This is a genomic window from Acrocarpospora phusangensis (assembly GCF_016862995.1).
Lineage (GTDB): Bacteria > Actinomycetota > Actinomycetes > Streptosporangiales > Streptosporangiaceae > Acrocarpospora > Acrocarpospora phusangensis.
In genome coordinates, this window is record NZ_BOOA01000039.1 from 64,900 (window position 1) to 85,944 (window position 21,045).

Here is a 21,045-nt window from a genome sequence, read left to right on the forward strand (position 1 = left end):
AGCGGGTTATTCCACCTCAGGAACCTCAATACCATTGCCTAATGGCAGATTCACCGTCGGCACGCGACCGCCTTTTACCGCCATTCCAGGACAGCGTCCTGTGGGGGTGGGCGGGGCCCCTGCTCGTGACGGCGTTCGGGGCGTACCTCCGGTTACGTGACCTCGGCAAACCGCACGCGGTGATGTTCGACGAGACGTACTACGCCAAAGAAGCGTATTCACTGATCAAATTCGGCGTGGAGCGCACGTCGGTGGAAGAGCCGAACATCCCGCTGCTGAACGGCGGCGAGGTGTTCAAGTCCTGCGACGTGGTCCAGGAATGCGCCAGCTACGTGGTGCACCCGCCGCTGGGCAAGTGGGCCATCGGCCTCGGCGAGCTGCTCTCCGGGGTCAACCCGTTCGGCTGGCGGATCATGGCCGCCCTGCTCGGCACCCTGTCCATCCTGATCCTGGCCAGGACCGCCCGCCGGATGACCCGCTCCACCCTGCTCGGCTCGCTGGCCGGGTTCCTGCTGGCCATCGACGGCCTGCACCTGGTGCTGTCCCGGGCCGCGCTGCTGGACATCTTCGTGACCTTCTGGGTGATCGCGGCGTTCGCCTGCCTGATCGTCGACCGCGACCGCACCAGGGAACGCCTGGTGGCCTGGTACGAGTCGTCCCGCCTGGAGGAGCTGGGCCCCCGGCTGGGGTGGCGGCCCTGGCGGCTGGCGGGCGGGCTCTGCCTGGGCGCGGCCCTGGCCACCAAGTGGTCCGGCATCTTCTACGTGCTGGCGTTCACCGTCATGGTGTTCGTCTGGGACATGGGGGCGCGGCGGGCCATCGGGCTGCGCAGGCCGCTGGCGGGGGCGTACCGGCTGGATCTGCCGTTGACGGCGGCGTGGACGTTCGTGCTGCCGGGTGTGCTCTACGTGGTGTCGTTCGCCGGCTGGTTCGCCACGGCGGGCGGGTACGGCCGCAACTGGGACCGGGCCACCGCCCACGGCCCGGCGTTCTTCGTGATCGACTCGTTCCGGTCCTGGTTCGACTACCAGACGGCCGCGCTCAGCTTCCACACCGGCCTCAACTCCGGCCACGACTACCAGTCCTGGCCCTGGTCGTGGCCGCTGCTCCAGCGCCCGGTGCTGTTCTTCAGCGAACAGGCCCCCGGCTGCGGCGCGTCCTCCTGCAACCAGGCCGTCCTCGGCGTCGGCACCCCGGTCATCTGGTACGGCGGCCTGCTCGCCCTCATCACGATGATCGCCTGGTACACCGCGACCCGGGACTGGCGGGGCGGCGCGGTCCTGCTGGCGTACGGCGTCGGCTGGCTGCCGTGGTTCTACTTCGCCATCTCCGACAGCCGCACCATGTACCTGTTCTACGCGCTGCCGATGCTGCCGTTCCTGATCCTGGCCATCGTGCTGGCCGCCGGGCTGTTGATCGGCCCCAGCGACGCGCCGCCGAACCGGCGCGCCGTGGGGGCCGCGATCGTGGGCGTGTTCACCCTGTTCGCGCTGGCCAACTTCTGGTGGCTGCAGCCGATCCTCACCGCGGAGAACATCACGCACGACGACTGGTGGCGCCGTCTGCTGTTCCGCAGCTGGGTCTGACGGCCGTCAGAGCGAGATCGGACTGGTTACCACGTTGACCCCGTCCGGGGTGCTGAAGTGCAGGCGGAACCGGCCGGGCGGGATGGGGCGGATGGTGAATCCGCCCACCTCGTCCACCGGCGCGCTGCTGTCCCGGCCGGACACCAGCACCACCCGCACCTCCCCCGGCCGGGGCGGGATCAGCTGGCCCTGCAGGGCGTCGCCGGTCACCCCGATCTCGATCTGCACGCCGGACCTGGTCTCGAACGCGATGTCGCGCAGCGCGGCCACCTCGGCCCGGACCAGCACGCCCGGCACGGGGTCGCCGCGGCCGGAGTCGTAGGTCAGCTCGGCCAGTTCCGCGTCCACGTGCTGCCAGGTGAACACGGCCCGGCCCAGCTCCAGCACCTCGGGGGGCACGTCGTCGACGGCCCGGAACAGCGCGGCCAGTTCGGCCAGCAGCACGTCGTCGGACGGCTCACCGGTGGACGGGTGCTCACGCATGGCACCCATCCTGCCCGTGCTCCGCCCGCCACGCGAGTGTGCCCACTGCCGGCGCCGGCGCGCCGGATGACTGGGATAAGGGAACTTTTGACATGGAGACGCCCCTCCCGGCGACCCCGGAGCGGTGGTCCGGCCCTGAGCCCCCACCGTCACGGAAGAGTCACTTGGTGGGCGGACGGTGCTCGGCGACGACCTGGGCGCGCGCGGTCCTGAGGTCGATCCCCGGCTCCTCGGCGCGGCGGGCGATCTTCCCGGAGATCCGGGCGGCCGCGAACGACGTCCCGCTCCACCGCGCGAACCCGGTGCCGAAGGTCCTCGTGCCCAGCGACGTGACGGCGCCCTCCCGGTCCGGCTTGATCAGCTCCACCTCGCCGGTGAAGTAGGTGCTGACCACGCCCACGCCGTCCACGGCGGCGTCCACCCAGGGGAGGTTCGGGCTGAAGTCCGCCTTCGCGCCGGAGGCGGACGGGCCCGCGGACGGGTCGTCCTCGGTCGCGCCGACCGCGATCACCTCGTCGTACGCGGCGGGCCAGACCGGCGTGCCGGCGGTGACCTCGGCGAACCTGGGCAGGTCCGGCCGGGCCTTCAGGCGGCCGTGGTTGCCGGCGGCGGCCACCAGGACCATGCTCCCGGCGAGCCGTTCGACGGCCCGGGTGAGCACCAGCGGCGGGGAGTGGTCGGCGGTGACGCAGCCGAAGGACATGTTGAGCACCTCGACCTCGCCGAGGAAGCCCATCATGGCCACGGCCACGTCCCAGGAGGAGACCGTGACGCCGTTGTCGTCGAGCACCGAGCGGACCACCAACCGCGCGTCGGGCGCCTCCTGAAGGATGGCCCCGCAGATGAACATGCTGTGCCCGGCGAGGGACGGGTAGGGCTCGGCACCGTAGAAGATCGCGCTCTTGGGGGCCCGGTAACGCCCGTCCAGCGACGGATGCTCGGCCAGGCGGGTGTCCAGGACCCCCACCCGCACGCCCTCCCCGGTCGCCTCGGGGATCGCGACGGCATCCGCCTGCTCCGGCTGCTCGTCCCCGCCGCCCGTGTACGGCGAGCCGGCCACGCCGTCCAGCAGGCGGTGTTTGCCCCAGGTGGGCGTCCAGCCCTCGTACTCGTCGGAGAAGTTCTTCCGCAACGCGAACAGCACCAGGTCCAGGTCCGGCACGGGCGCGTCGGGCCCGAACGCCAAGGAGCGGCTGGCCTTGGCCGCCTCGACGAGCGCCGGGTCGGTGCGGAAGGCCCCCGCGGCCTCCGCCAGACCCGGCAGCTCGACGAGGACGAGGTCGAGCGCCGTGCTGACCTCCAGCTCCCGCCAGGCGATCCCCGCCACCTTGGCCAGGCGCTCTCTGACGAGATCGGCGTGGCGCAGGTCCACGACGATCTGGTCCTGCCACCACGCGCCGAGCGGACCGCGGTAGACGTTCTCTGGTATCTGCGACATGACTCGCTCCTGACGGTGTGTTGCGTGTGCGGTTGCCGGTTGTTCTTCTATTGACGGAGGCGGTGCTCCCGGATTTGATACATCTCTCGCAGAATCCCGCCTGAGAAAATCCGGGAGATGACGACGACCACGCGCGATCCGTCGCGGACGGCCCTGGCGCTGGCCGAGGCCGACCCCGAGCGGGCGGTGGCCTTCGCCTCCGCCCTGGTCCGGCAGGCCCGCGCCGCCCGCGACCCGCTGACCGAGTCCAGCGCCAGGCGGGCCATGGGCATCGCCGCCGTCCACCGCAACCACCTGGTCACCGCCAGCCGGCACCTGAACGCCGCGATCCGGGTGGCCGAGCGCGCCGGCTCCCGGGAGCTGGCGGTCGAGGCCCGGCTCCGGCTGGCCTTCGTGACCAGCGTCGGCGGGCGGCCGCAGCAGGCGCTGCGGGAGATCGAGGAGCTCATGCCCGGCCTGCACGGGGTGCTCAGGGCGCGGGCGGAGGCCCAGCGGGCGGCCGTCTTCAACCATCTCGGCAGGCGCGCGGACGCGCTGGCCTGCTACCGGGCGGCCGTCCCCGCGCTGCGCCGGGCCCAGGACCACCTGTGGCTCCAGCGGGTGCTGTCCAACCGCGGCATCATGCACGGCTACCGGCAGGAGTTCGCCGCCGCCGAGACCGACTTCCGGGAGGCCGAGGCGCTCTGCCGGGAGCTGGGGCTGGACCTGTCGCTGGCCATCGTGTGGATGAACCTGGGCTGGGTGATGGGCGCGCGCGGCGACGTGCCGGCCGCGCTGCGCTACTTCGACCAGGCCGAGGCCCGGTTCCGCGCGCTGGGCACCCACCAGCTGGGCTGGCTGCTGACCGACCGGGCCGAGCTGCTGCTGTCGGTCGGGCTGGTCGCGGAGGCGCGGGCCGCGGCGGAGGAGGCGGTGGCCGAGCTGGAACGGCTGCGCCGCGCCATCCTGCTGCCGGAGGTGCGGCTGCTGCTGGCCCGCGCCGCCACCATGGCCGGCGACCACGACGGCGCGCTGCGGGCGGCCCGCCGCGCGGTCCGCGAGTTCGCCGCCCAGCAGCGCCCGGAGTGGCGGGTGCTGGCGTCCTTCGTGGTGGTCCGCTCCCGGCTGGCCGCCGGTCACCGGGGCATTCCCGTACGGCGGCTGGAGACGCTGGCCGACGACCTGGACGCGGCCGGGTGGACCGCCGCCGGCGTGGAGACGCGGCTGCTGGGCGCCCGCCTGGCGCAGGCCCGGGGGCAGGCCGAACGCGGGCGGGCGCTGCTGGCGCGGGCGGCCCGGGCGCGCGGCCGGGGGCCCGCCCTGCTCCGGGTGCGGGCCTGGCAGGCGGAGGCGCTGCTGCGGCTGTCGGCGGGCAACCGGCCGGGCGCGGCCGGCGCGGTCCGTACGGCGCTGCGGGTGCTGGACGAGCACCGGGCCTCGCTGGGGGCGACGGACCTGCGGGCGTACTCCTCCGGGTTCCGGGTGGAGCTGGCCGAGCTGGGACTGCGCATGGCCTTCGACCAGGGTGTGGCGGGGCGGGTGCTGGCGTGGGCGGAGCAGGGCAGGGCCAGCCATCTGCTGATGAAACGGGCCCGGCCGCCCGGGGATCCGTGGCTGGCGGGGGCGCTGGCCGAGCTGCGGGCCACGGCGAGCGATCTTGGGTCGAGCCGGAATCCGAAGGTGGTGCAGCGGCAGGCCGTGCTGGAGCGGGAGATCCGCGACTACAGCCGCCGCCGGGAGGGCGCGGCGGGCGCTCCCGGCGGGGCGGCCGGGCCGCCAGGAGTGGCGCGGCTGGCGGAACCCCTGGGCGAGCAGGTCCTGGTGGAGTACGTCCAGCTGGACGGCGTGCTGCACGCGGTGACCGTGGCCGGCGGCAGGGCGAGGCTGCGCGCGCTGGGGCCGCTGGCGCCGATCAGGGACCTGGTGGAGCGGCTGCCGTTCGCGCTGCGGCGGCTGGCCCGCGCCGAGGGCGCCGCGGCTTCTGGGGCTTCTGCGGCCGAAGCCGCGGCGGCCATGGTGCGGCACGCCGCCGCCCGGCTGGACGCGCTGCTGCTGGCCCCGCTGGCGGCCGAGGTCGGGGACCGGCCGCTGGTGGTGATCCCCACCGGGCCGCTGCAGTTCCTGCCCTGGTCGGTGCTGCCGTCCTGCGCGGGACGGCAGGTCAGCGTCGCGCCCTCGGCGGGCATGTGGCACACGGCGAGCCTGGCGGAGCGCGGCGGCGGGCACGTGGCGGCGGTGGCCGGGCCGGGCCTGCCGGGCGGCAACGAGGAGGTCGCCGCGGTCGCCGCCCTGCACGCGACCAAGGCGCTGACCGGGGACGACGCCACCGCCGAGGCGGCCCTGAGCGCGCTGGACGGCGCCCGGCTGGCCCATCTGGCGGCGCACGGCCGGGTCAACCTGACCAACCCGCTGTTCTCCGCGCTGCGCCTGGCCGACGGCCCGCTGACCGTCTACGACCTGGAGCGGCTGGCCGAGCCGCCCCGGCTGGTCATCCTGGCCGCCTGCGAGAGCGGCCGTTCCGTGGTGCGGGCCGGGGACGAGCTGCTCGGCCTGAGCGCCACCTTCCTCTCCCTCGGCACCCGCTGCATCATCGCCTCCCTGGTCCCCGTCCCGGACGCGCAGACGGCCCCGATGATGGTGGCCCTCCACCGTCAGCTCGCCGAGGGCCGCTCCGCCGCGGACGCGCTGGCGCGGGCCCAGGAGCGGGCGGGCGGGGTCGCGGCGGCCGGGTTCGTCTGCCTGGGCGCGGGATCCACCACACTAGGCTGACCTCCGTGGCGAAGACCAAAGGCGGCCAGGGCACGCCCGCGACGGTGGCGCTGACCCAGGCGAGGGCCGAGTTCACCCTGCATCCGTACGATCACGATCCCGGCGCGGAGGCGTACGGCGAGGAGGCCGCGAACGCGCTGGGCGTCCCGGCGGAGCGGATCTTCAAGACGCTGGTGGCGGAGACCGAGGCCGGTCTGGCGGTCGCCGTGGTGCCGGTGGCGGGCAAGCTCGACCTGAAGGCGTTCGCGGCGGCGCTCAAGGGCAAGAAGGCGGCCATGGCGGAGGCCGCCAAGGTGGAGCGGGTGACCGGTTACGTGGTCGGCGGGATCAGCCCGCTGGGCCAGCGCAGGCGGCTGCCCACGGTGGTGGACGAGTCGGCGCTCGCCTTCGACACCATCTACTTCTCGGCCGGCCGCCGCGGCCTGCAGATCGAGACCGCCCCCGCCAACCTGGTCCGCCTCACCGCGGCGGTCACCGCGCCCATCGCCCGCGCGTAGATCCGAAGCGAGACCCCAGGGCCTTGAGACCCCCGGGGCCGCCGCCTTGGTGATCGCCTAGACCGGGGACCCGCAGCACTTCTTGTACTTGCGCCCGCCGCCGCACCAGCACGGCTCGTTCCGCCCCGGCGGCCAGGCGAGGTCCCCCGCCGGATCCACGGCGTCAACCGATTGACCCGCGGCGACCCGCACCACGGCCACCCGCGCCGCCAGGTCGGCCTCCCGGAACCCCTTCTCCAGCGCCTTGAGATCCGCGCCCTCCTCGTACGGCATCCGCACGGCCGGCTTGCGCGGCATCTCCGGCTGCACCGCGTGCGGCACCGCCTGTACGGGCTCCTGCGCCCCCTCCAGGTACGCCGTGACCTCCGGATCCTCCCCGCCCCCGAACCGTTTGCGCAGCAGGCTCAGATAGCGCACCGCCGCCTCGGGACGCCCGAGGTCCATGGCCAGCGCCAGCCCGTCGTCCAGCAGCGCGCGGGCGAACCGCGGATCCGCGCCCCCGGCGACCATGGCCGCCGCCGGGTAGAACTCCTCGTCCCGCTCCGCCTTCGGCAGCCCGGCCAGCTCCCGCTGCCGCGCCCGCAGCAGCCGCAGCGCGGTCTCGTCCTCGCCCACCTGGGCGTGCAGCTCCGCCATCGGCAGGCGCAGCGCCCCGCGCAGCCCGGGTTCGGCGTCGGCGAGGTCGCCCAGCACGGCCAGGGTGTCGCGCTCCCAGCCGTCCGGCGTGTACTCGTCCACGAGCACCTCGACGTAGGCGCGCAGGCTCACGTCGCCGCGCGCCCTCGGGTCCAGGAGCGCGTCCGCCAGCAGCTCCCAGGCGGCCCGCTCCTCCCCCCGGTCGTACGCCCGGTCGAGGGCCCGGTCCAGGTCGAGCGGCTGGAAGAGGTGATCGGGAAGCACCAGTGCACTGTACCGAAGCGACCGCGCCGGGGACGCTGCTGGCAGGATGTGCGGATGAGCACGTTGCACGAGGCCTCGGCCGTGGAGCTGTCGGAGTTGCTGCGCGGGCGGCAGGTGAGCGCGGTCGAGGTGACCGAGGCGCACCTGCGGCGGATCGAGGAGGTGAACCCGGCCGTCAACGCGGTCGTCACGCTGGTCGCGGAGCGGGCCCTCGACCGGGCGGCCGAACTGGACGCGGGACCCTGGCGCGGACCGCTGCACGGGCTCCCGGTCGGCCACAAGGACCTGGTGGCCACGGCGGGCGTGCGCACCACGTACGGCTCGGCGGTCTTCGCCGGCCACGTGCCGGACACCGACGACCTGCTGGTGACCCGGGTCCGGGCGGCCGGCGGCGTGATGCTCGGCAAGACCAACACCCCCGAGTTCGGGACCGGCTCCCACACGGTCAACGAGGTCTTCGGCGCCACCCGCAACCCGTACGACCTGGAGAAGTCCGCCGGGGGCAGCAGCGGGGGCGCGGCCGCCGCGCTGGCCACCGGCATGGTGGCGCTGGCGGACGGTTCCGACATGGGCGGCTCGCTGCGCAACCCGGCCTCGTTCTGCGGCATCGTCGGCCTGCGCCCGACCCCGGGCCGCGTCCCGGCCAGGTCGGACACGGCGGCCTGGTACACGCTGGGCGTGTCAGGGCCGATGGCCCGCACGGTCGCCGACGTGTGCCTGTTCATGACCGCCATCGCGGGCTTCGACCCGGTCTCGCCGCTGTCGGTACGGGAGGGCGGCGAGATGTTCGCCGCCGCCCTCGACCGCGACTTCACGGGGGCCAGGATCGCGTTCAGCGCCGACCTGGGCGGCCTGCCGGTGGACCACGAGACGGCCGGGGTGACGGCGGGCGCCGTGGACGTGCTGACCGGCCTGGGCGCGGTCGTGGAGCGGGCCGACCCCGACCTGACCGGCGCGGAGAAGGCGTTCCGGACCTACCGGTCCTGGTTCTACGCGCTCAACTTCGGCGACCTGGAGGGCGTCGGCCCCAACGTGGCGTGGAACGTCGAGCAGGGCCGGAAGGTCACCGGGGAGGACCTGGCCAGGGCCGAGCGCCTGCGCACCGCGCTCTACCACCGGATGAACGCCTTCTTCGACCGCTACGACTTCCTGGTGGCCCCGGTCAGCCAGGTGCCGCCGTTCCCGGTCGGGCAGCCGTACGTGACGGAGATCAACGGGGAGCCGATGCCGGACTATCTGGCCTGGATGCGCTCCTGCTACTGGATCAGCGTGCTCGGCGGCCCCGCGCTCTCGGTGCCCTGCGGATTCACCGCCGACGGGCTCCCGGTGGGCGTGCAGATCATCGGCCGCCCGTGGGCCGACCTGGACGTGCTGCGCCTGGGCCACGCCTTCGAGCGGGCCACCGGGCCCGGCCGGGTGGTCACTCCACCGGCGGCGGTTCCTCCCGGCGCTCCCGGTAGGTGACGGCGAACTCCAGCGCCCAGAACGTGCCCGCGGCGAGCACCGGCCAGAACATCAGCACCCCGAACGCGGTCAGGCCCAGCCGGTCCTGGCTGTCGAACTGGCCCGCCGCCGCGGCCTGCACCAGCTCGCCGCCCATCGAGGAGCCGACCAGGTACGCGACCAGCGCCCCCACCACACCGCCCGCGGCCAGCCCCGACACCACGGCCACGGCGCGCTCCCCCGCGAACCAGTAGCCGGCCAGCCCGCAGACCAGGCCTAACGCGCCCGCGACGAGCGCGAACCAGCCGTCGGCCGCGATCAGCGTCTGCGTGTTCGGGTCCGCGACCAGCCACTCCTGGTCGACCAGCACGTACCGGGTGCGCGGCGCCAGCGCGGACCACGCGAATCCCGCCCCCACGCCCAGCACCGCCAGCACCAGGACCGTCCCCGCGAAGTACTTGAGCTGCCGCACCGTCCCGATGGTACAGAGCGCGCCCGCGGGCCGCCGACGCGCAGGCGGCCGTGCTGCCCGGCCGGGGTTCCCGCCGTTAGCATTGCTCCGTGAATGAAGAGGCGTGGCATATCGAACCTTCCGGACCGCTACGGGGGGACGTCGAGGTCCGAGGGTCCAAGAACGCGGTTTCCAAGCACATGGTCGCGGCGATGCTGGGCACCGGCCCGAGCACGCTGCACAACGCTCCCGAGGTCGGCGAGGTCGGCCTCACGGCCGCCATGCTGGAAGCCCTCGGCATCCACGTGGAGATCGCCGACGGCGAGATCACCATCGAGCAGGGCCCGGAGATCCGCCCCCGGGTGCCGGAGAAGTACACCGGCCTCAACCGCATCCCCATCCTGATGCTCGGCCCGCTGCTGCACCTGGCGGGCGAGGCGTTCGTGCCGATGGTGGGCGGCGACCCGATCGGCCGGCGGCCGGTCAACTTCCACCTGGAAGCGCTGCGCTCGATGGGCGCGGAGATCATCGAGGACGAGAACGGCATCACCGCCAAGGCGACCCGGCTGCACGGCACCCGGATCACGCTGCCGTACCCGAGCGTGGGCGCGACCGAGACGATCCTGATGACGGCCGTGCTGGCCGAGGGCAAGACGGTCATCAAGGGCGCCGCGATGGAGCCCGAGGTGGTCGAGCTGGCGCTGTTCCTGCAGCGCATGGGGGCGATGATCGAGCTCAGCCCCGACCGGCGGATCGTGATCGAGGGCGTGGAACGGCTGCGCGGCGCGTCCACCTGGCTGGCCGGCGACCGCATCGAGGCGTTCTCCTACCTGGTGGCCGGCCTGGTCACCGGCGGCGAGGTGCGGGTGCACGGCTGCCCGCAGGACCGCCTGGTGACGGCGATCACCACGCTGGCCCGGATGGGGGCCCGGTTCGACATCACCGACGACTGGCTGACCGCCTCCGCGCCGGACGGGCTGCGCGCTGCGGCCGTGCAGACCGACACCCACCCCGGGTTCATGACCGACTGGCAGACGCCGCTCATGGTGCTGTTCACCCGGGCCGAGGGCATGTCGGTGCTGCACGAGACGGTCTTCGAGAACCGCCTGGTGTACGTGCCGGCCCTGCAGAAGATGGGCTGCGAGATCGAGGTGTTCGCGCAGTGCCTGGGCGGGCCCGCCTGCCGCTACCACGACACCAACGCCAAGCACTCGGCGGTCGTGCGCGGGGTGTCCAAGCTGCGCGGCGCGGACGTGACGCTGCCGGACATCCGGGCCGGCTTCTCCGCGGTGCTGGCCGCGGCCGTCGCCGACGGCACCTCGACGCTGCGCGGCGTCAACCACATCGAGCGCGGCTACCACCGCCCGTTCGACCAGTTCACCTCGCTCGGCCTGAAGATCCGCCGGGGCTGATCACGCGCGACGGGGGTCCGGCCGGCGCGGCCGGACCCCCGTCCGTGTTTCCGAAGGGTTCCCGAAGGGTTCCCGAAGCTCACCAGTCGAAGGGCGCCCGGCCGCCAGGACGGTGGCCGCCGCCGTCCTGCCGGCCTCCGTCGCCGTCCTGGTAGCCGCCGTCCCCGCGCTGGTCGTCGTTCCCGCGCCGGTCGTCGTCCCCCGCGGCCTGCCGGTCGCCGTCGTAGTAGTCGTCGTAGCCGGGCTCGTCGCCGTACGGGCCGTAGTCGTCGTAGTAGTCGTCGCGGAAGCGGCGGTCGCGCCTGCGGTCCTTCTTGCGCTGGGCCTCCAGCATCTCCCGCAGACCGGGCGTGTAGCCGCCGCCGAACCGCGACATGTCGGGCGGCGTGAAGGAGGTCGCCGCCGTGTTCCGCAGGGCGGACTGCATCGAGTCCACCCAGATCGGACCGGGCAGCGAGGCGCCCTGCACGGACCCGTAGTAGGACCCCCCGATGTCCACCCCCGTCAGCGGGTACTTGTACGACCCCCGGATGTCGCCCACGCTCACCGCCGCCGCCAGGTCCGGCGTGTACCCGGCGAACCAGGCCGAGGTGTAGCTGTTGTTGGTGCCGGTCTTCCCGGCGGCGGGCCGCCCGATGGACTGCCCGGCCATGGTGCCCTGGGTGAACACGCCCGACAGCACCCGGTTGACCGCGTCGGCCACCGGTTCCTCGACCGCCTGCGTGCAGCTGGACGGGACCTGCACCTTGCGCCCGTCCCGCTCGATGATCTCGGTGATGGCGACCGGGCGGCAGTAGCGCCCGCGCGCCGCGAACGTGGCGTAGGCGGCGGCCACGGTGAGCGGGTCCATCTCGTTGACGCCGAGCGTGAAGGTGGGCACCTCGGCCAGCGGCCCGCCGTCGGCCCGGCGGATGCCGAGCGCCCGCGCGGTCTTCACCACGTCGCAGAGGCCGACGTCGCGCTCCAGCATCATGTAGAAGATGTTGGACGACTTCCAGGTGCCCAGTTCCAGGCTGTACGGCCCACCCTGGCCCTCGCCGCTGGCGTTGTAGATCGTGGCGTTGGGGGCGTTGACCTTCTGGCCCGCGCAGTTGGTGAATCCCGCGGACGGGACGTACGCGCCGGGGGTGTTGAAACCCTGGCCGAACCGCCAGCCCTTGGCCAGGGCCGTGGCCAGTGTGAAGATCTTGAAGGTGGAGCCGGCCTGGAAGCCCATGCCGCCGCCGTGCGCCCGGTCGGCGGGCAGGTTGATGCTGGTGGCCTTCTCGGGGTTGCGGCCGTAGCGCTTGCTGGCGGCCAGCGCGCGGATCTGCCCGGTGCCCGGCTCGATCATCGCCTCGGCGGCCACCTCGGTGTCCGCGGGCGAGACCCGGGACTTGATGGCCTGCTCGGCGGCGCGCTGGACGACCGGGTCGAGCGTGGTGCGCAGGGTCAGGCCGCCGCGCTGCAGCCGCCGCTCCCGGTCGGCCTCGGTGTAGCCGAAGGCGGGGCTGGTCAGCATCTCCGCCTGGACGTACGCGCAGAAGAACGGGTACTCGCTGGCCCCGCAGCCGCCCTCCTCCTCCTGCATGCGCAGGCCCAGCGGCTCCGCCTTCGCCTTGGCCGCCTCCTGCGGCGTCACCATGCGCAGCTGCTCCATGCGCTCCAGCACCAGGTTACGCCGCTCCAGCAGCCGGGCCTGCTGCTCCTTCCCGATGGACGGATCCGTCCCGTACGGCGTGCGCACGGACCCCGCCAGGGTGGCCCCCTGCGTGAGCGTGAGGTGGGCCGCGTCCACGCCGAAGAACCGCTGCGCGGCGGCCTGCACGCCGAACGCGCCGGCCCCGAAGTAGGCGATGTTCAGGTAGCGCTCCAGGATCTCGTCCTTGGTGTAGCGCTCCTCCATGGACAGCGCGTAGCGCAGCTCGGTCAGCTTGCGGCGGATGCTCTGGACCCGGGCCGAGTCCCGGTCCTGCTCCGACTCGGCCCGGTTGACCAGGATGTTCTTGACCAGCTGCTGGGTCAGCGAGCTGCCGCCCTGTTTGATGCCGCCCGCCTGGGCGTTGGCCACCAGGGCGCGGATGGTGCCCTTGACGTCCATGCCCGCGTGCTCGTAGAAGCGGGCGTCCTCGATGGCGATGATGGCGTTGCGCATCGGCCGGGAGACCTTGCCGATCGGCACGGACCGCCGGTTCTGGTAGTAGAACTGGGCGATCTTCTTGCCGTCGCGGTCCAGGATCCGGGTGCGCTCGGGCAGCGGGTCCTCCCGCGGCGGCGCAGGCAGGTCGGTGAAGGTCGACGCCGTGGCGTTGCCGACCGCGCCGGCCGCCACGGCCACCGGCACCACCACCGCCGAGGCCAGCAGCCCGCCGACCGCTCCGCACAACGCCAGCCCGCCCGCAGCGCCAACCCGCGCCATCGCAGTTCCCCCCGCCCGACCATGAAACGACCAGGGGGAGCGCATGCAGCGTCAACGTAACACAAGGCGTCACCGATCCCGAACACGTCGTGACCCCGCGCGATCGGGTCAGAAGCAACTCAGGGGCAGGCGTCGCGTGCGGCGGCGCTCCGCAGGAGCGGCGGGACCAGGTACCGGGCGCTGCCCCGCCGGTAGAGCGCGGCCGGGCGGCCCACCTCGGGGAAGCGCTGCTCCCCGGTCGGCTCCAGGAACGCCTCCGCGCGTGTCATCTTCCTGCGGAAGTTGCTGGGGTCGAGCTTGAACCCCCAGACCACCTCGTAGATGCGCCGCAGTTCGCCCACCGTGAAGGGCTCGGGGCAGAACCGGGCGGCGATCGTGGTGTGCTCCAGCTGGGTCCTGGCGCGTTCCAACGCGTCGCGCAGGATCCCGGCGTGGTCGAACGCCAGCACCGTACGGCCCTCCAGGACGTCGGCGACCGGGGTCCAGGCGGCGCGCGGGGCGACCGGGCGCGGCAGGTCGGGGCCGAGGCCCAGGTAGGCGACGGTGATCACCCGGCCCCGGGGGTCGCGGTCCGGTTCGCTGTAGGCCCGCAGCTGCTCCAGGTGGACTCTGCCGCCGTCCAGCGAGGTCTCCTCCCGCAGCTCCCGCAGGGCGGCCTGGTCGAGCGTCTCCCCCGCCCGCACGTAACCGCCGGGCAGCGCGCAGGCGCCGCGGTACGGCTCGTTCCCCCGTTCGACTAGCAGGGCGTTCAGCTCGTCTCCGCGTACCGTGAAGATCACCAGATCGACGGACACCGCCAACGCCTCCGGGTCGCGCCCGGTCGTACCGATCACAGGGCCAGCCTAGCTAAGGGTCATCTTGACCCAAAGTCGGCGCGCATATTAAGGTCACAGCCGCCCTGGAGAACTCGGAGAACTTTGGAGAACTTCCGCGCGCGACCGGAGGAGGACAGCGTGAACGGCGCCCGCCAGGCCGACATCGGCGTGATCACCGGTACTCCCGTGGAGCTGAGCGCGGTGCGGGACGTGCTCGACCTCACGCTGACCGTGAGCGCCGCCGCGTACGAGGGCACGGTGCACACCAGGGGCACCGCCACCCGGGTCGCCGCCCTGCGCGCCGCCGAGCACGGCTCCACCGCCGAGGCCTTCGCCCGGCTCGCCCGCGAGTACGCCCCGGAGATCGTGATCCTCACCGGCGTGGCGGAGGCCCTCGGCCCGCAGATCGCCGCCGGGGACGTGGCCGTGGCCACCGAGGTCGCCGGCGCGGAGCAGACCTCCCCCGCGGCGGTGGCCCACGCCGTCAGCTGCTTCTTCACCGACTACGGCGACCCGGCCAGGTTCCACACCGAGGACGCCCGCGGCGTCTCCCGGGGCCACCGGGTGCTGAACGGAACGGTCACCGCGGATCCCGGGCGCGCCGCCGACGGTCAGGTCCTCGCGGTCGATCCGGCCGCGGGGGATCTCGCGCGGGCCTTCCGCGAGCGGGCCGAGCCCGGCGTGGTGCACGGCTGGGCGGTGGTCCGGGGCATCGGCGACGACGCATACCATGAGCGGACGGATGCCGGGCAGGCGACCGCCGCCTGGCACGCGGCCGCGGTGCTCCGCTGCCTGATCCCCTATTTCCGGATGAGCGCTCGCTGATCTGCAGGAATCGCCCATGAGAGGTAAATCTTCCTGCCCTGCGTCAGTGGCTTCCGGGGGATCGGCGGGGCCGTCTGGCTACAGTCAAGGCGATCTTCGGGGGGAGAGTCGCGGTGGGCGGGAAGACGGAGAACGACACGGGCGAGGGCTATCAGCACGCGCTCGGGAACCGCCAGGTTCAGATGATCGCGATCGGCGGGGCCATCGGGGTCGGGCTGTTCCTGGGCGCGGGAGGCAGGCTCGCCGCCGCCGGTCCCGGCCTGATCATCTCGTACGCGCTGGCCGGCGTGGCCGCGTTCTTCGTGATGCGGGCCCTGGGGGAACTCGTCCTGTACCGGCCCGTCTCCGGGTCCTTCGTGGACTACGCGACGACCTTCATCGGGCCGTGGGCGGGCTTCGCCAGCGGCTGGATGTACTGGGTGAACTGGGCCGCCACCGGCGTGGCCGAGCTGACCGCCGTCGCCATCTACATCGCGAAATGGGCGCCGGACTTTCCCCGGTGGGTGACCGCGCTGATCGCGCTCTGCCTGGTGCTGACGGTGAACCTGGTCTCGGTGAAGCTCTTCGGGGAGCTGGAGTTCTGGTTCGCGCTGCTGAAGGTCGCGGCGATCGTCACGTTCCTGGTGGTCGGGCTCTACCTGGTGCTCTTCCACATCAACGGGGCCGGGCCCGCGCACCTGTCCAACGTGGGCGGGTTCTTCCCGAAGGGGTTCGCCCCGGTGCTGGTGAGCCTGCAGGCGGTGGTCTTCGCGTACTCGGCGATCGAGATGGTGGGGATCACGGCCGGGGAGACCAAGGAGCCGCGCAAGGTCATGCCGAAGGCCGTCAACAGCGTGATGTGGCGGATCGCGGTGTTCTACGTGGGGTCGGTGCTGCTGCTCGCCATGGTGCTGCCGTGGACGGCGTACCAGGCGGGCGAGTCCCCGTTCGTCACCGTCTTCTCCCACATCGGGTTCGCGGGCGCGGGCGACGTGATGAACCTCGTGGTCATCACCGCCGCCATGTCCTCCTGCAACTCCGGCCTGTACGCCACCGGGCGCATCCTCCGCTCGATGGCCCTCAAGGGCGAGGCCCCGGCCTTCGCGGGCACGCTGAGCCGGCGGCACGTCCCGGCCGGCGGCATCGTCTTCACCGCCGCCGTCCTGCTCGCCGGAGTGGCGCTCTACTACTTCCTGCCCGAGCGCGCGTTCAACATCGCCATCGCCGTCTCCTCGCTGGGCGTGATCACGACCTGGGGGACGTTCCTCTACTGCCAGATCAAACTGCGCGAGGCCTGCCTGCGCGGCGAGATCGAGCGCCCGTCCTTCCGCATGCCGGGCGCGCCCGTCACCAACTGGGCCACCCTCGCCTTCCTGGGCCTCATCGTGGCGCTGATGCCGTTCGCCGACGAGGACCAGCGCGTCGCCTTCTATCTGATCCCGGTGCTCGCCATCGCCATCGCGCTCGGCTGGCGGGCCGTCAGCGCGCGGAAGCGGTTAACACAACCCGCCCCAAACGTCATCAGCTGACACAACTCCCCCAACCTCGGAATACTCTGTCTCGCATCCCAAGATTGGGGCAGTGGTCCCTCGTTTGATCCATTTGCCATCCGTGGGACGATTCTTGGGTTTCGAGAGGGGTGTGGATGTCGAACGCGGAAGGCCGACTCGTCGGAGGCCGGTACCAACTGATCGAGCCCATCGGCCGGGGAGGCATGGGCATCGTGTGGAAGGCCCACGACGAGCTGCTGGACCGCACGGTGGCCGTCAAAGAGGTCAGGTACGACAGCGCCATGGGCGACGAGCTGGAGGAGCTCAACCGCCGGACCATGCGGGAGGCCAGGGCGGCGGGGCGCCTCACCCACCCGAACGTGGTCGTGGTGCACGACGTGATCGAGGAGGACGGCCGCCCCTGGATCATCATGCAGCTGGTGGAGTCGCGCTCGCTCGGCCAGGTGATCCGCGAGGACGGGCCGCTGCCGGCCGCCCGGGTCACCGACATCGGCCTCCAGGTGCTGGACGCGCTGCGCGCCGCCCACGGCCAGGGCGTGCTGCACCGGGACGTCAAGCCGGAGAACGTGCTGCTCACCGACGACGGCCGGGTGGTGCTCACCGACTTCGGCATCGCCCGGGTGGAGACCGACTCCACCATGACCAGGACGGGCCTGGTCGGCACCCCCGCGTTCATCGCGCCCGAACGGTTACGGGGCGGCCCCGCCCAGCGCGAGTCCGACCTCTGGTCCCTCGGCGCCACGCTGTACGCGGCCGTGGAGGGCCGGCCGCCGCACGACAAGGGCATGGCCATGGCGACCATGCACGCCGTGCTGAACGACGTGCCCGACCCGGCCGTGCACGCCGGCCGCCTGGGCGTGGTCCTGGACCGGCTCCTGGTCAAGGAGCCCGCCGACCGCCCCGGCTACGACGAGACGGTACGGCTACTGCGCCGCGCCAAGACCGAGCCCCCGCCCACCAAGGCCTTCCAGCCGGTCAAGCCGAGCGACGCCGACACCGGCCCGGTGGAGCTCCCGGTCCCGCCGCAGCGCCCCGAACCGAAGCAGCCAGAGCAGAAGCGTCCCGAACCCCAGCGTCCCGAGCCCGAGCGCGCCGAACCCCAGCGTCCCGAGCCGAAGCGTCCCGAACAGAAACGCCCCGAGTCCAAGCGTCCCGAGTCCAAGCCCGCCGCGGCACCGCGCTCGTGGGCGGTCCCCAAGCCGGCGCCCGAGCAGGACTCCGAGCCGGAGGAGACGCCCCGGCGCAGCCCGGTCCCGGCCGCCGCCGTCCGGAAGGACCCGTACCCGCCGCAGACGGGCGCGCGGGCCGTCCCGGCCGACTGGCAGCGGGAGGAGGAGCACGCCCAGGAGGGGCCGAGCTGGAGCGCCGGAGACGGCGCCGACACCGCGCGGTCCAAGCTGCCGGTGTCGTTCCCCGACTGGAACGTCAACCCGCCGGAGCGGCGGTCCACGGCCGTCAGGGCGGCGCTGGTGATCGTGCCCACACTGATCATCGTCGCGGGCGTCGGCGTCTGGCTCGGCGTACGGGAGGCGGGCCAGGAGACCGGCCAGAGCGGCCCCGCGGCCACGTCCGCCGCGTCCGCGGGCACCGGGCAGACGTCCGCGCCGCCGGAGAGCGCCCAGCCGACCGGAGACGCCTCCCCCGAGGCCTCCAAGCCCGCTGACCCCTCCGAGTCGCCCAAGCCCTCCTCGTCCCCCTCCCCGGAGGCGAACGCGCTCCCGGACGGCTGGAAACGCTACAAGGACAGCAGCGGCTTCTCCCTGGCCCTGCCCAAGGGCTGGAAGCGCGACAACAGCAACAGCATGGGCGTGTTCTTCCGGGGGCCGCTGGACGGCGCGTACCTGCAGATCGGGTTCACCAGCGCGCCCAAGAAGGACGCGGTGAAGGACTGGAAGGACCAGGAGCGGCGGACCCGCGGCAACTGGCCCGGCTACCAGCGGATCAAGATCGAGTCGGTGGACTACTTCGACGAGGCCGCCGACTGGGAGTTCACCTGGGAACCAGGCGGCTCCACCGGCCACATCATCAACCGCGGCTTCGTGACCGACAAGAAGCACGGGTACGCGATCCTCTGGAAGACCCGCGACTCCGACTGGAAGAAGTACTTCCACTACTTCGAGACCTTCGCGGCCACGTTCGAACCCGACAAGTGACCGGTCGCCCCCTGTGGGACGATGCTGACGTCTTGAAGGGGGCTCCGTGGAGGAAGAGCGACGCCTGGCGGGCCGCTACCGGCTGCTCGAAACCATCGGCCGGGGTGGCATGGGCGTCGTCTGGCGTGCCCACGACGAGCTGCTGGACCGCGCCGTCGCGGTCAAGGAGGTCCGCCACGGCCCGATGGACGAGCAGGACCGGGCCGCCTTCAACCGCAGGACCATCCGGGAGGCGCGCGCCGCCGGACGCCTGTCCCACCCCAACGTGGTCGTCGTCCACGACGTCATCGAGGAGGACGGCCGGCCCTGGATCGTCATGCAGCTCGTCCAGTCCCGCTCCCTCGGCCAGATCCTCCGCGAGCACGGTCCCCTCGTCCCCGAACGCGCCGCCGCCATCGGCCTGCAGATCCTGGAGGCGCTCGCCGCCGCCCACGCGGCCGGGGTCCTGCACCGGGACGTGAAACCCGAGAACGTCCTCATCGGCGGCGACAGCCGGGTCGTGCTCACCGACTTCGGCATCGCCACCCTGACCGAGGAGACCAGCCTCACCCTCACCGGCGGCGTCACCGGCACCCCCGCCTTCCTCCCTCCCGAACGCCTCAACGGCCAGCCGGCCACCCCGGAATCCGACCTGTGGTCCTTGGGCGCGACGATCTACGCGGCCGTGGAAGGCCGTTCACCGTATGACCGCTCCACACCGATCGCCAGCATGGCCGCGGTCCTCCACAGCGAACCCGACCCACCCCGCCGCGCCGGCCCCCTCACCCCGGTAATCGAAGGCCTCCTCCGGAAGGACCCCACCCAGCGCATCGACATCTCCGAAGCCCAAGACCTCCTCCGCCACGCCGCCTCCCCCCCTCCCAGCCCTGCCACTCCTCCCGGCCTGTACGGGTCTCCCGGGTCATCCACGCCCCCCGGACATCCCGGCTCCGGACCTTCCGCGCCCTCCGGACATGCTGGGCTTCACGGGTCTCCCGGGTCCTACACACCCTCCGGACATCCCAGCTCCGAGCCTTCCACACCCTCCGGACATGCTGGGCCTTACGGGTCTCCCGGATCGTACGCACCCTCCGGGCATCCCGGCTCCGGGCCGTCCGCGCCACCCTCCCGGCATGCTGAGCTTTATGGGTCTGCCGAGTCGTCCACGCTGCCCGGCCCTCCCGGCTTCCCCGCTCCGTCCACGCCCTCCGGGCATCCTGGTCCCGCTGGCTCATCCACGCCTTCCGGGCATCCTGGGCCTCCCCAGGCTTTCTCGCCGCCTGGACATCCGGGCGCCCTCGGGTCCTTCTCGCCATCCGGGCATCCAGATACCTCCGGATCTTCCACGCCTTCTGGCCATTCCAGTTCTCCCGGGTCTTCCGCGCCTTCCGGACATCCTGGGCCTTACGGGTCTTTCCCGCCGTCTGGACATCCGGATGCCCTCGGGTCATTCACGCCATCCGGGCATCCTGGGTCTTCCGGGGTGGGCTGGCAGCAGGGTGGGGCGTCTTCTTGGGGGGCGCAGCCGACCGCGCCGCCGGCGGGGGGCGGGTCTTGGGGGAACGATGGGTTGGGCGGGTGGGGGAATTCCCCGTCAGCGCAGCGGGCCGGGTCGCAGCGGAGGCGGCTGGTCGGGTTCGTGCTGGTGCCGGTGTTGGTGATCGTGCTGGGTGTGGGCGGGTGGTTCGGGTATCAGAGCCTGCGGGATCCGGGGGTGGGTCTTGCGGGGCCGACTTCGGAGGCGACTACTGAGCCCACGGAGAACCCTACCGAGCCCACGGGGAAGCCTGAGGAGAGCCCGGCCAGCCCGTCCGAGAGTCCGAGTGGGGTGGGTGCTTCGCCTGTCGGGGGTACGCCCTCGGCGTCTCCGGCGGCGGCCGTTCCGGAGGGATGGCGGTCTTACCGGGATGAGCTCGGGTTTGCGATCGCTCTGCCGGAGGGGTGGAGGGCCGAGCGGGTGCAGGGGGCGGCCCGGGTGAGGTTCCGGGGGCCCGGGATGCCGGGTTATCTTCAGGTGGATCTGACTCCGTGGGAGGAGCAGGATCCGGTCGAGGCGCTTCAGACCGTGGAGCGGAACTCGACGGAGCAGGGGTTCCTGCCGGAGTACCAGAGGATCGACATCCGAGCGGCCGAGTATCAGGGTGTGCCCGCCGCCGAGTGGGAGTTCACCTTCAAGACCTCCTCAGGACGCCAGCGCGTGATCGACCGCGCCTTCCGGATCGGCGACGACTGCTACGCCCTCTACTGGCAGGTCCCCGAAGCCAACTGGCAGGCCGGAAAACGCTACTTCACCAACTTCACCCGGACCTTCCGCCCGAAGTAGGCCCCAAGAAGCCAGAAGCAGACCCGGATACCCCCGGAGAAGCCCCGAAGCGGTTTAGAGCGCCTAGCCGAACGACCCAAGGCACCGACTTCTCGCCGCTATCC

The 21,045-nt window shown here is 72.6% G+C and carries 15 protein-coding genes; 9 read left to right on the top strand and 6 right to left on the bottom strand.

The window, feature by feature from the left end:
- Positions 1-41 precede the first annotated feature (41 nt).
- Entirely contained in the window at positions 42-1,586 is a 1,545-nt protein-coding gene (locus Aph01nite_RS23280) for a dolichyl-phosphate-mannose--protein mannosyltransferase (protein WP_204043079.1), read from the top strand.
- Between the two features lie 6 nt (positions 1,587-1,592).
- Here the strand turns inward: Aph01nite_RS23280 and Aph01nite_RS23285 are convergent, their stop codons facing one another.
- Together Aph01nite_RS23285 and Aph01nite_RS23290 are read right to left on the bottom strand one after the other, a co-directional pair.
- Positions 1,593-2,069 (bottom strand): hypothetical protein, encoded by a 477-nt coding sequence (locus Aph01nite_RS23285; protein WP_204043080.1) that lies wholly within the window; start codon positions 2,067-2,069, stop codon positions 1,593-1,595.
- A 160-nt stretch (positions 2,070-2,229) separates the two neighbouring features.
- Positions 2,230-3,507 carry a S8 family peptidase gene (locus Aph01nite_RS23290; RefSeq protein ID WP_204043081.1) on the bottom strand — a complete coding sequence of 426 codons (1,278 nt, stop codon included), beginning with the start codon at positions 3,505-3,507 and terminating at the stop codon, positions 2,230-2,232.
- A 117-nt stretch (positions 3,508-3,624) separates the two neighbouring features.
- On the opposite strand from Aph01nite_RS23290, the gene Aph01nite_RS23295 reads away from it, so the two are divergent.
- Together Aph01nite_RS23295 and ybaK are read left to right on the top strand one after the other, a co-directional pair.
- A complete protein-coding gene (locus Aph01nite_RS23295) occupies positions 3,625-6,255 on the top strand; it encodes a CHAT domain-containing protein (protein WP_204043082.1) in 2,631 nt (876 codons plus the stop codon).
- A 5-nt stretch (positions 6,256-6,260) separates the two neighbouring features.
- Positions 6,261-6,752 carry a Cys-tRNA(Pro) deacylase gene (ybaK, locus tag Aph01nite_RS23300; protein WP_239161901.1) on the top strand — a complete coding sequence of 164 codons (492 nt, stop codon included), beginning with the start codon at positions 6,261-6,263 and terminating at the stop codon, positions 6,750-6,752.
- A 57-nt stretch (positions 6,753-6,809) separates the two neighbouring features.
- Here ybaK and Aph01nite_RS42230 read toward each other — a convergent pair whose 3' ends face one another.
- Positions 6,810-7,652, bottom strand: a complete 843-nt coding sequence (locus tag Aph01nite_RS42230; RefSeq protein WP_275419276.1) for an SEC-C domain-containing protein — start codon at positions 7,650-7,652, stop codon at positions 6,810-6,812.
- A gap of 54 nt (positions 7,653-7,706) precedes the next feature.
- Here Aph01nite_RS42230 and Aph01nite_RS23310 point away from each other — a divergent pair, with 54 nt between their 5' ends.
- The gene (locus tag Aph01nite_RS23310; protein WP_204043083.1) at positions 7,707-9,116 is read left to right on the top strand and encodes an amidase; all 1,410 of its coding nucleotides are present in this window, start codon (positions 7,707-7,709) and stop codon (positions 9,114-9,116) included.
- Here Aph01nite_RS23310 and Aph01nite_RS23315 read toward each other — a convergent pair.
- Positions 9,073-9,567, bottom strand: a complete 495-nt coding sequence (locus Aph01nite_RS23315; RefSeq protein WP_204043084.1) for a hypothetical protein — start codon at positions 9,565-9,567, stop codon at positions 9,073-9,075. The genes Aph01nite_RS23310 and Aph01nite_RS23315 overlap by 44 nt on opposite strands.
- Positions 9,568-9,656: 89 nt before the next feature.
- On the opposite strand from Aph01nite_RS23315, the gene murA reads away from it, so the two are divergent.
- Positions 9,657-10,958: a UDP-N-acetylglucosamine 1-carboxyvinyltransferase gene (gene murA / locus Aph01nite_RS23320; protein WP_204043085.1), complete on the top strand. Its 1,302-nt coding sequence runs from the start codon at positions 9,657-9,659 to the stop codon at positions 10,956-10,958.
- A 79-nt stretch (positions 10,959-11,037) separates the two neighbouring features.
- Here murA and Aph01nite_RS23325 read toward each other — a convergent pair whose 3' ends face one another.
- Positions 11,038-13,356, bottom strand: coding sequence for a transglycosylase domain-containing protein (locus Aph01nite_RS23325; RefSeq protein WP_204043086.1), 2,319 nt, complete (start codon positions 13,354-13,356; stop codon positions 11,038-11,040).
- Between the two features lie 119 nt (positions 13,357-13,475).
- On the bottom strand, positions 13,476-14,189 hold the full coding sequence (locus Aph01nite_RS23330) for an NUDIX hydrolase (RefSeq protein ID WP_239161902.1): 714 nt from the start codon (positions 14,187-14,189) through the stop codon (positions 13,476-13,478).
- 120 nt (positions 14,190-14,309) lie between these two features.
- Here Aph01nite_RS23330 and Aph01nite_RS23335 point away from each other — a divergent pair, with 120 nt between their 5' ends.
- From Aph01nite_RS23335 to Aph01nite_RS41645, 4 genes are all read left to right on the top strand, one after another.
- Entirely contained in the window at positions 14,310-14,996 is a 687-nt protein-coding gene (locus Aph01nite_RS23335; RefSeq protein WP_204043087.1) for a phosphorylase family protein, read from the top strand.
- A gap of 113 nt (positions 14,997-15,109) precedes the next feature.
- Entirely contained in the window at positions 15,110-16,504 is a 1,395-nt protein-coding gene (locus Aph01nite_RS23340; protein WP_239161903.1) for an amino acid permease, read from the top strand.
- A 116-nt stretch (positions 16,505-16,620) separates the two neighbouring features.
- Positions 16,621-18,639 (top strand): serine/threonine-protein kinase, encoded by a 2,019-nt coding sequence (locus Aph01nite_RS23345; RefSeq protein WP_204043088.1) that lies wholly within the window; start codon positions 16,621-16,623, stop codon positions 18,637-18,639.
- A gap of 46 nt (positions 18,640-18,685) precedes the next feature.
- Positions 18,686-20,941: a serine/threonine-protein kinase gene (locus Aph01nite_RS41645; RefSeq protein WP_239161904.1), complete on the top strand. Its 2,256-nt coding sequence runs from the start codon at positions 18,686-18,688 to the stop codon at positions 20,939-20,941.
- Positions 20,942-21,045: the final 104 nt, after the last annotated feature.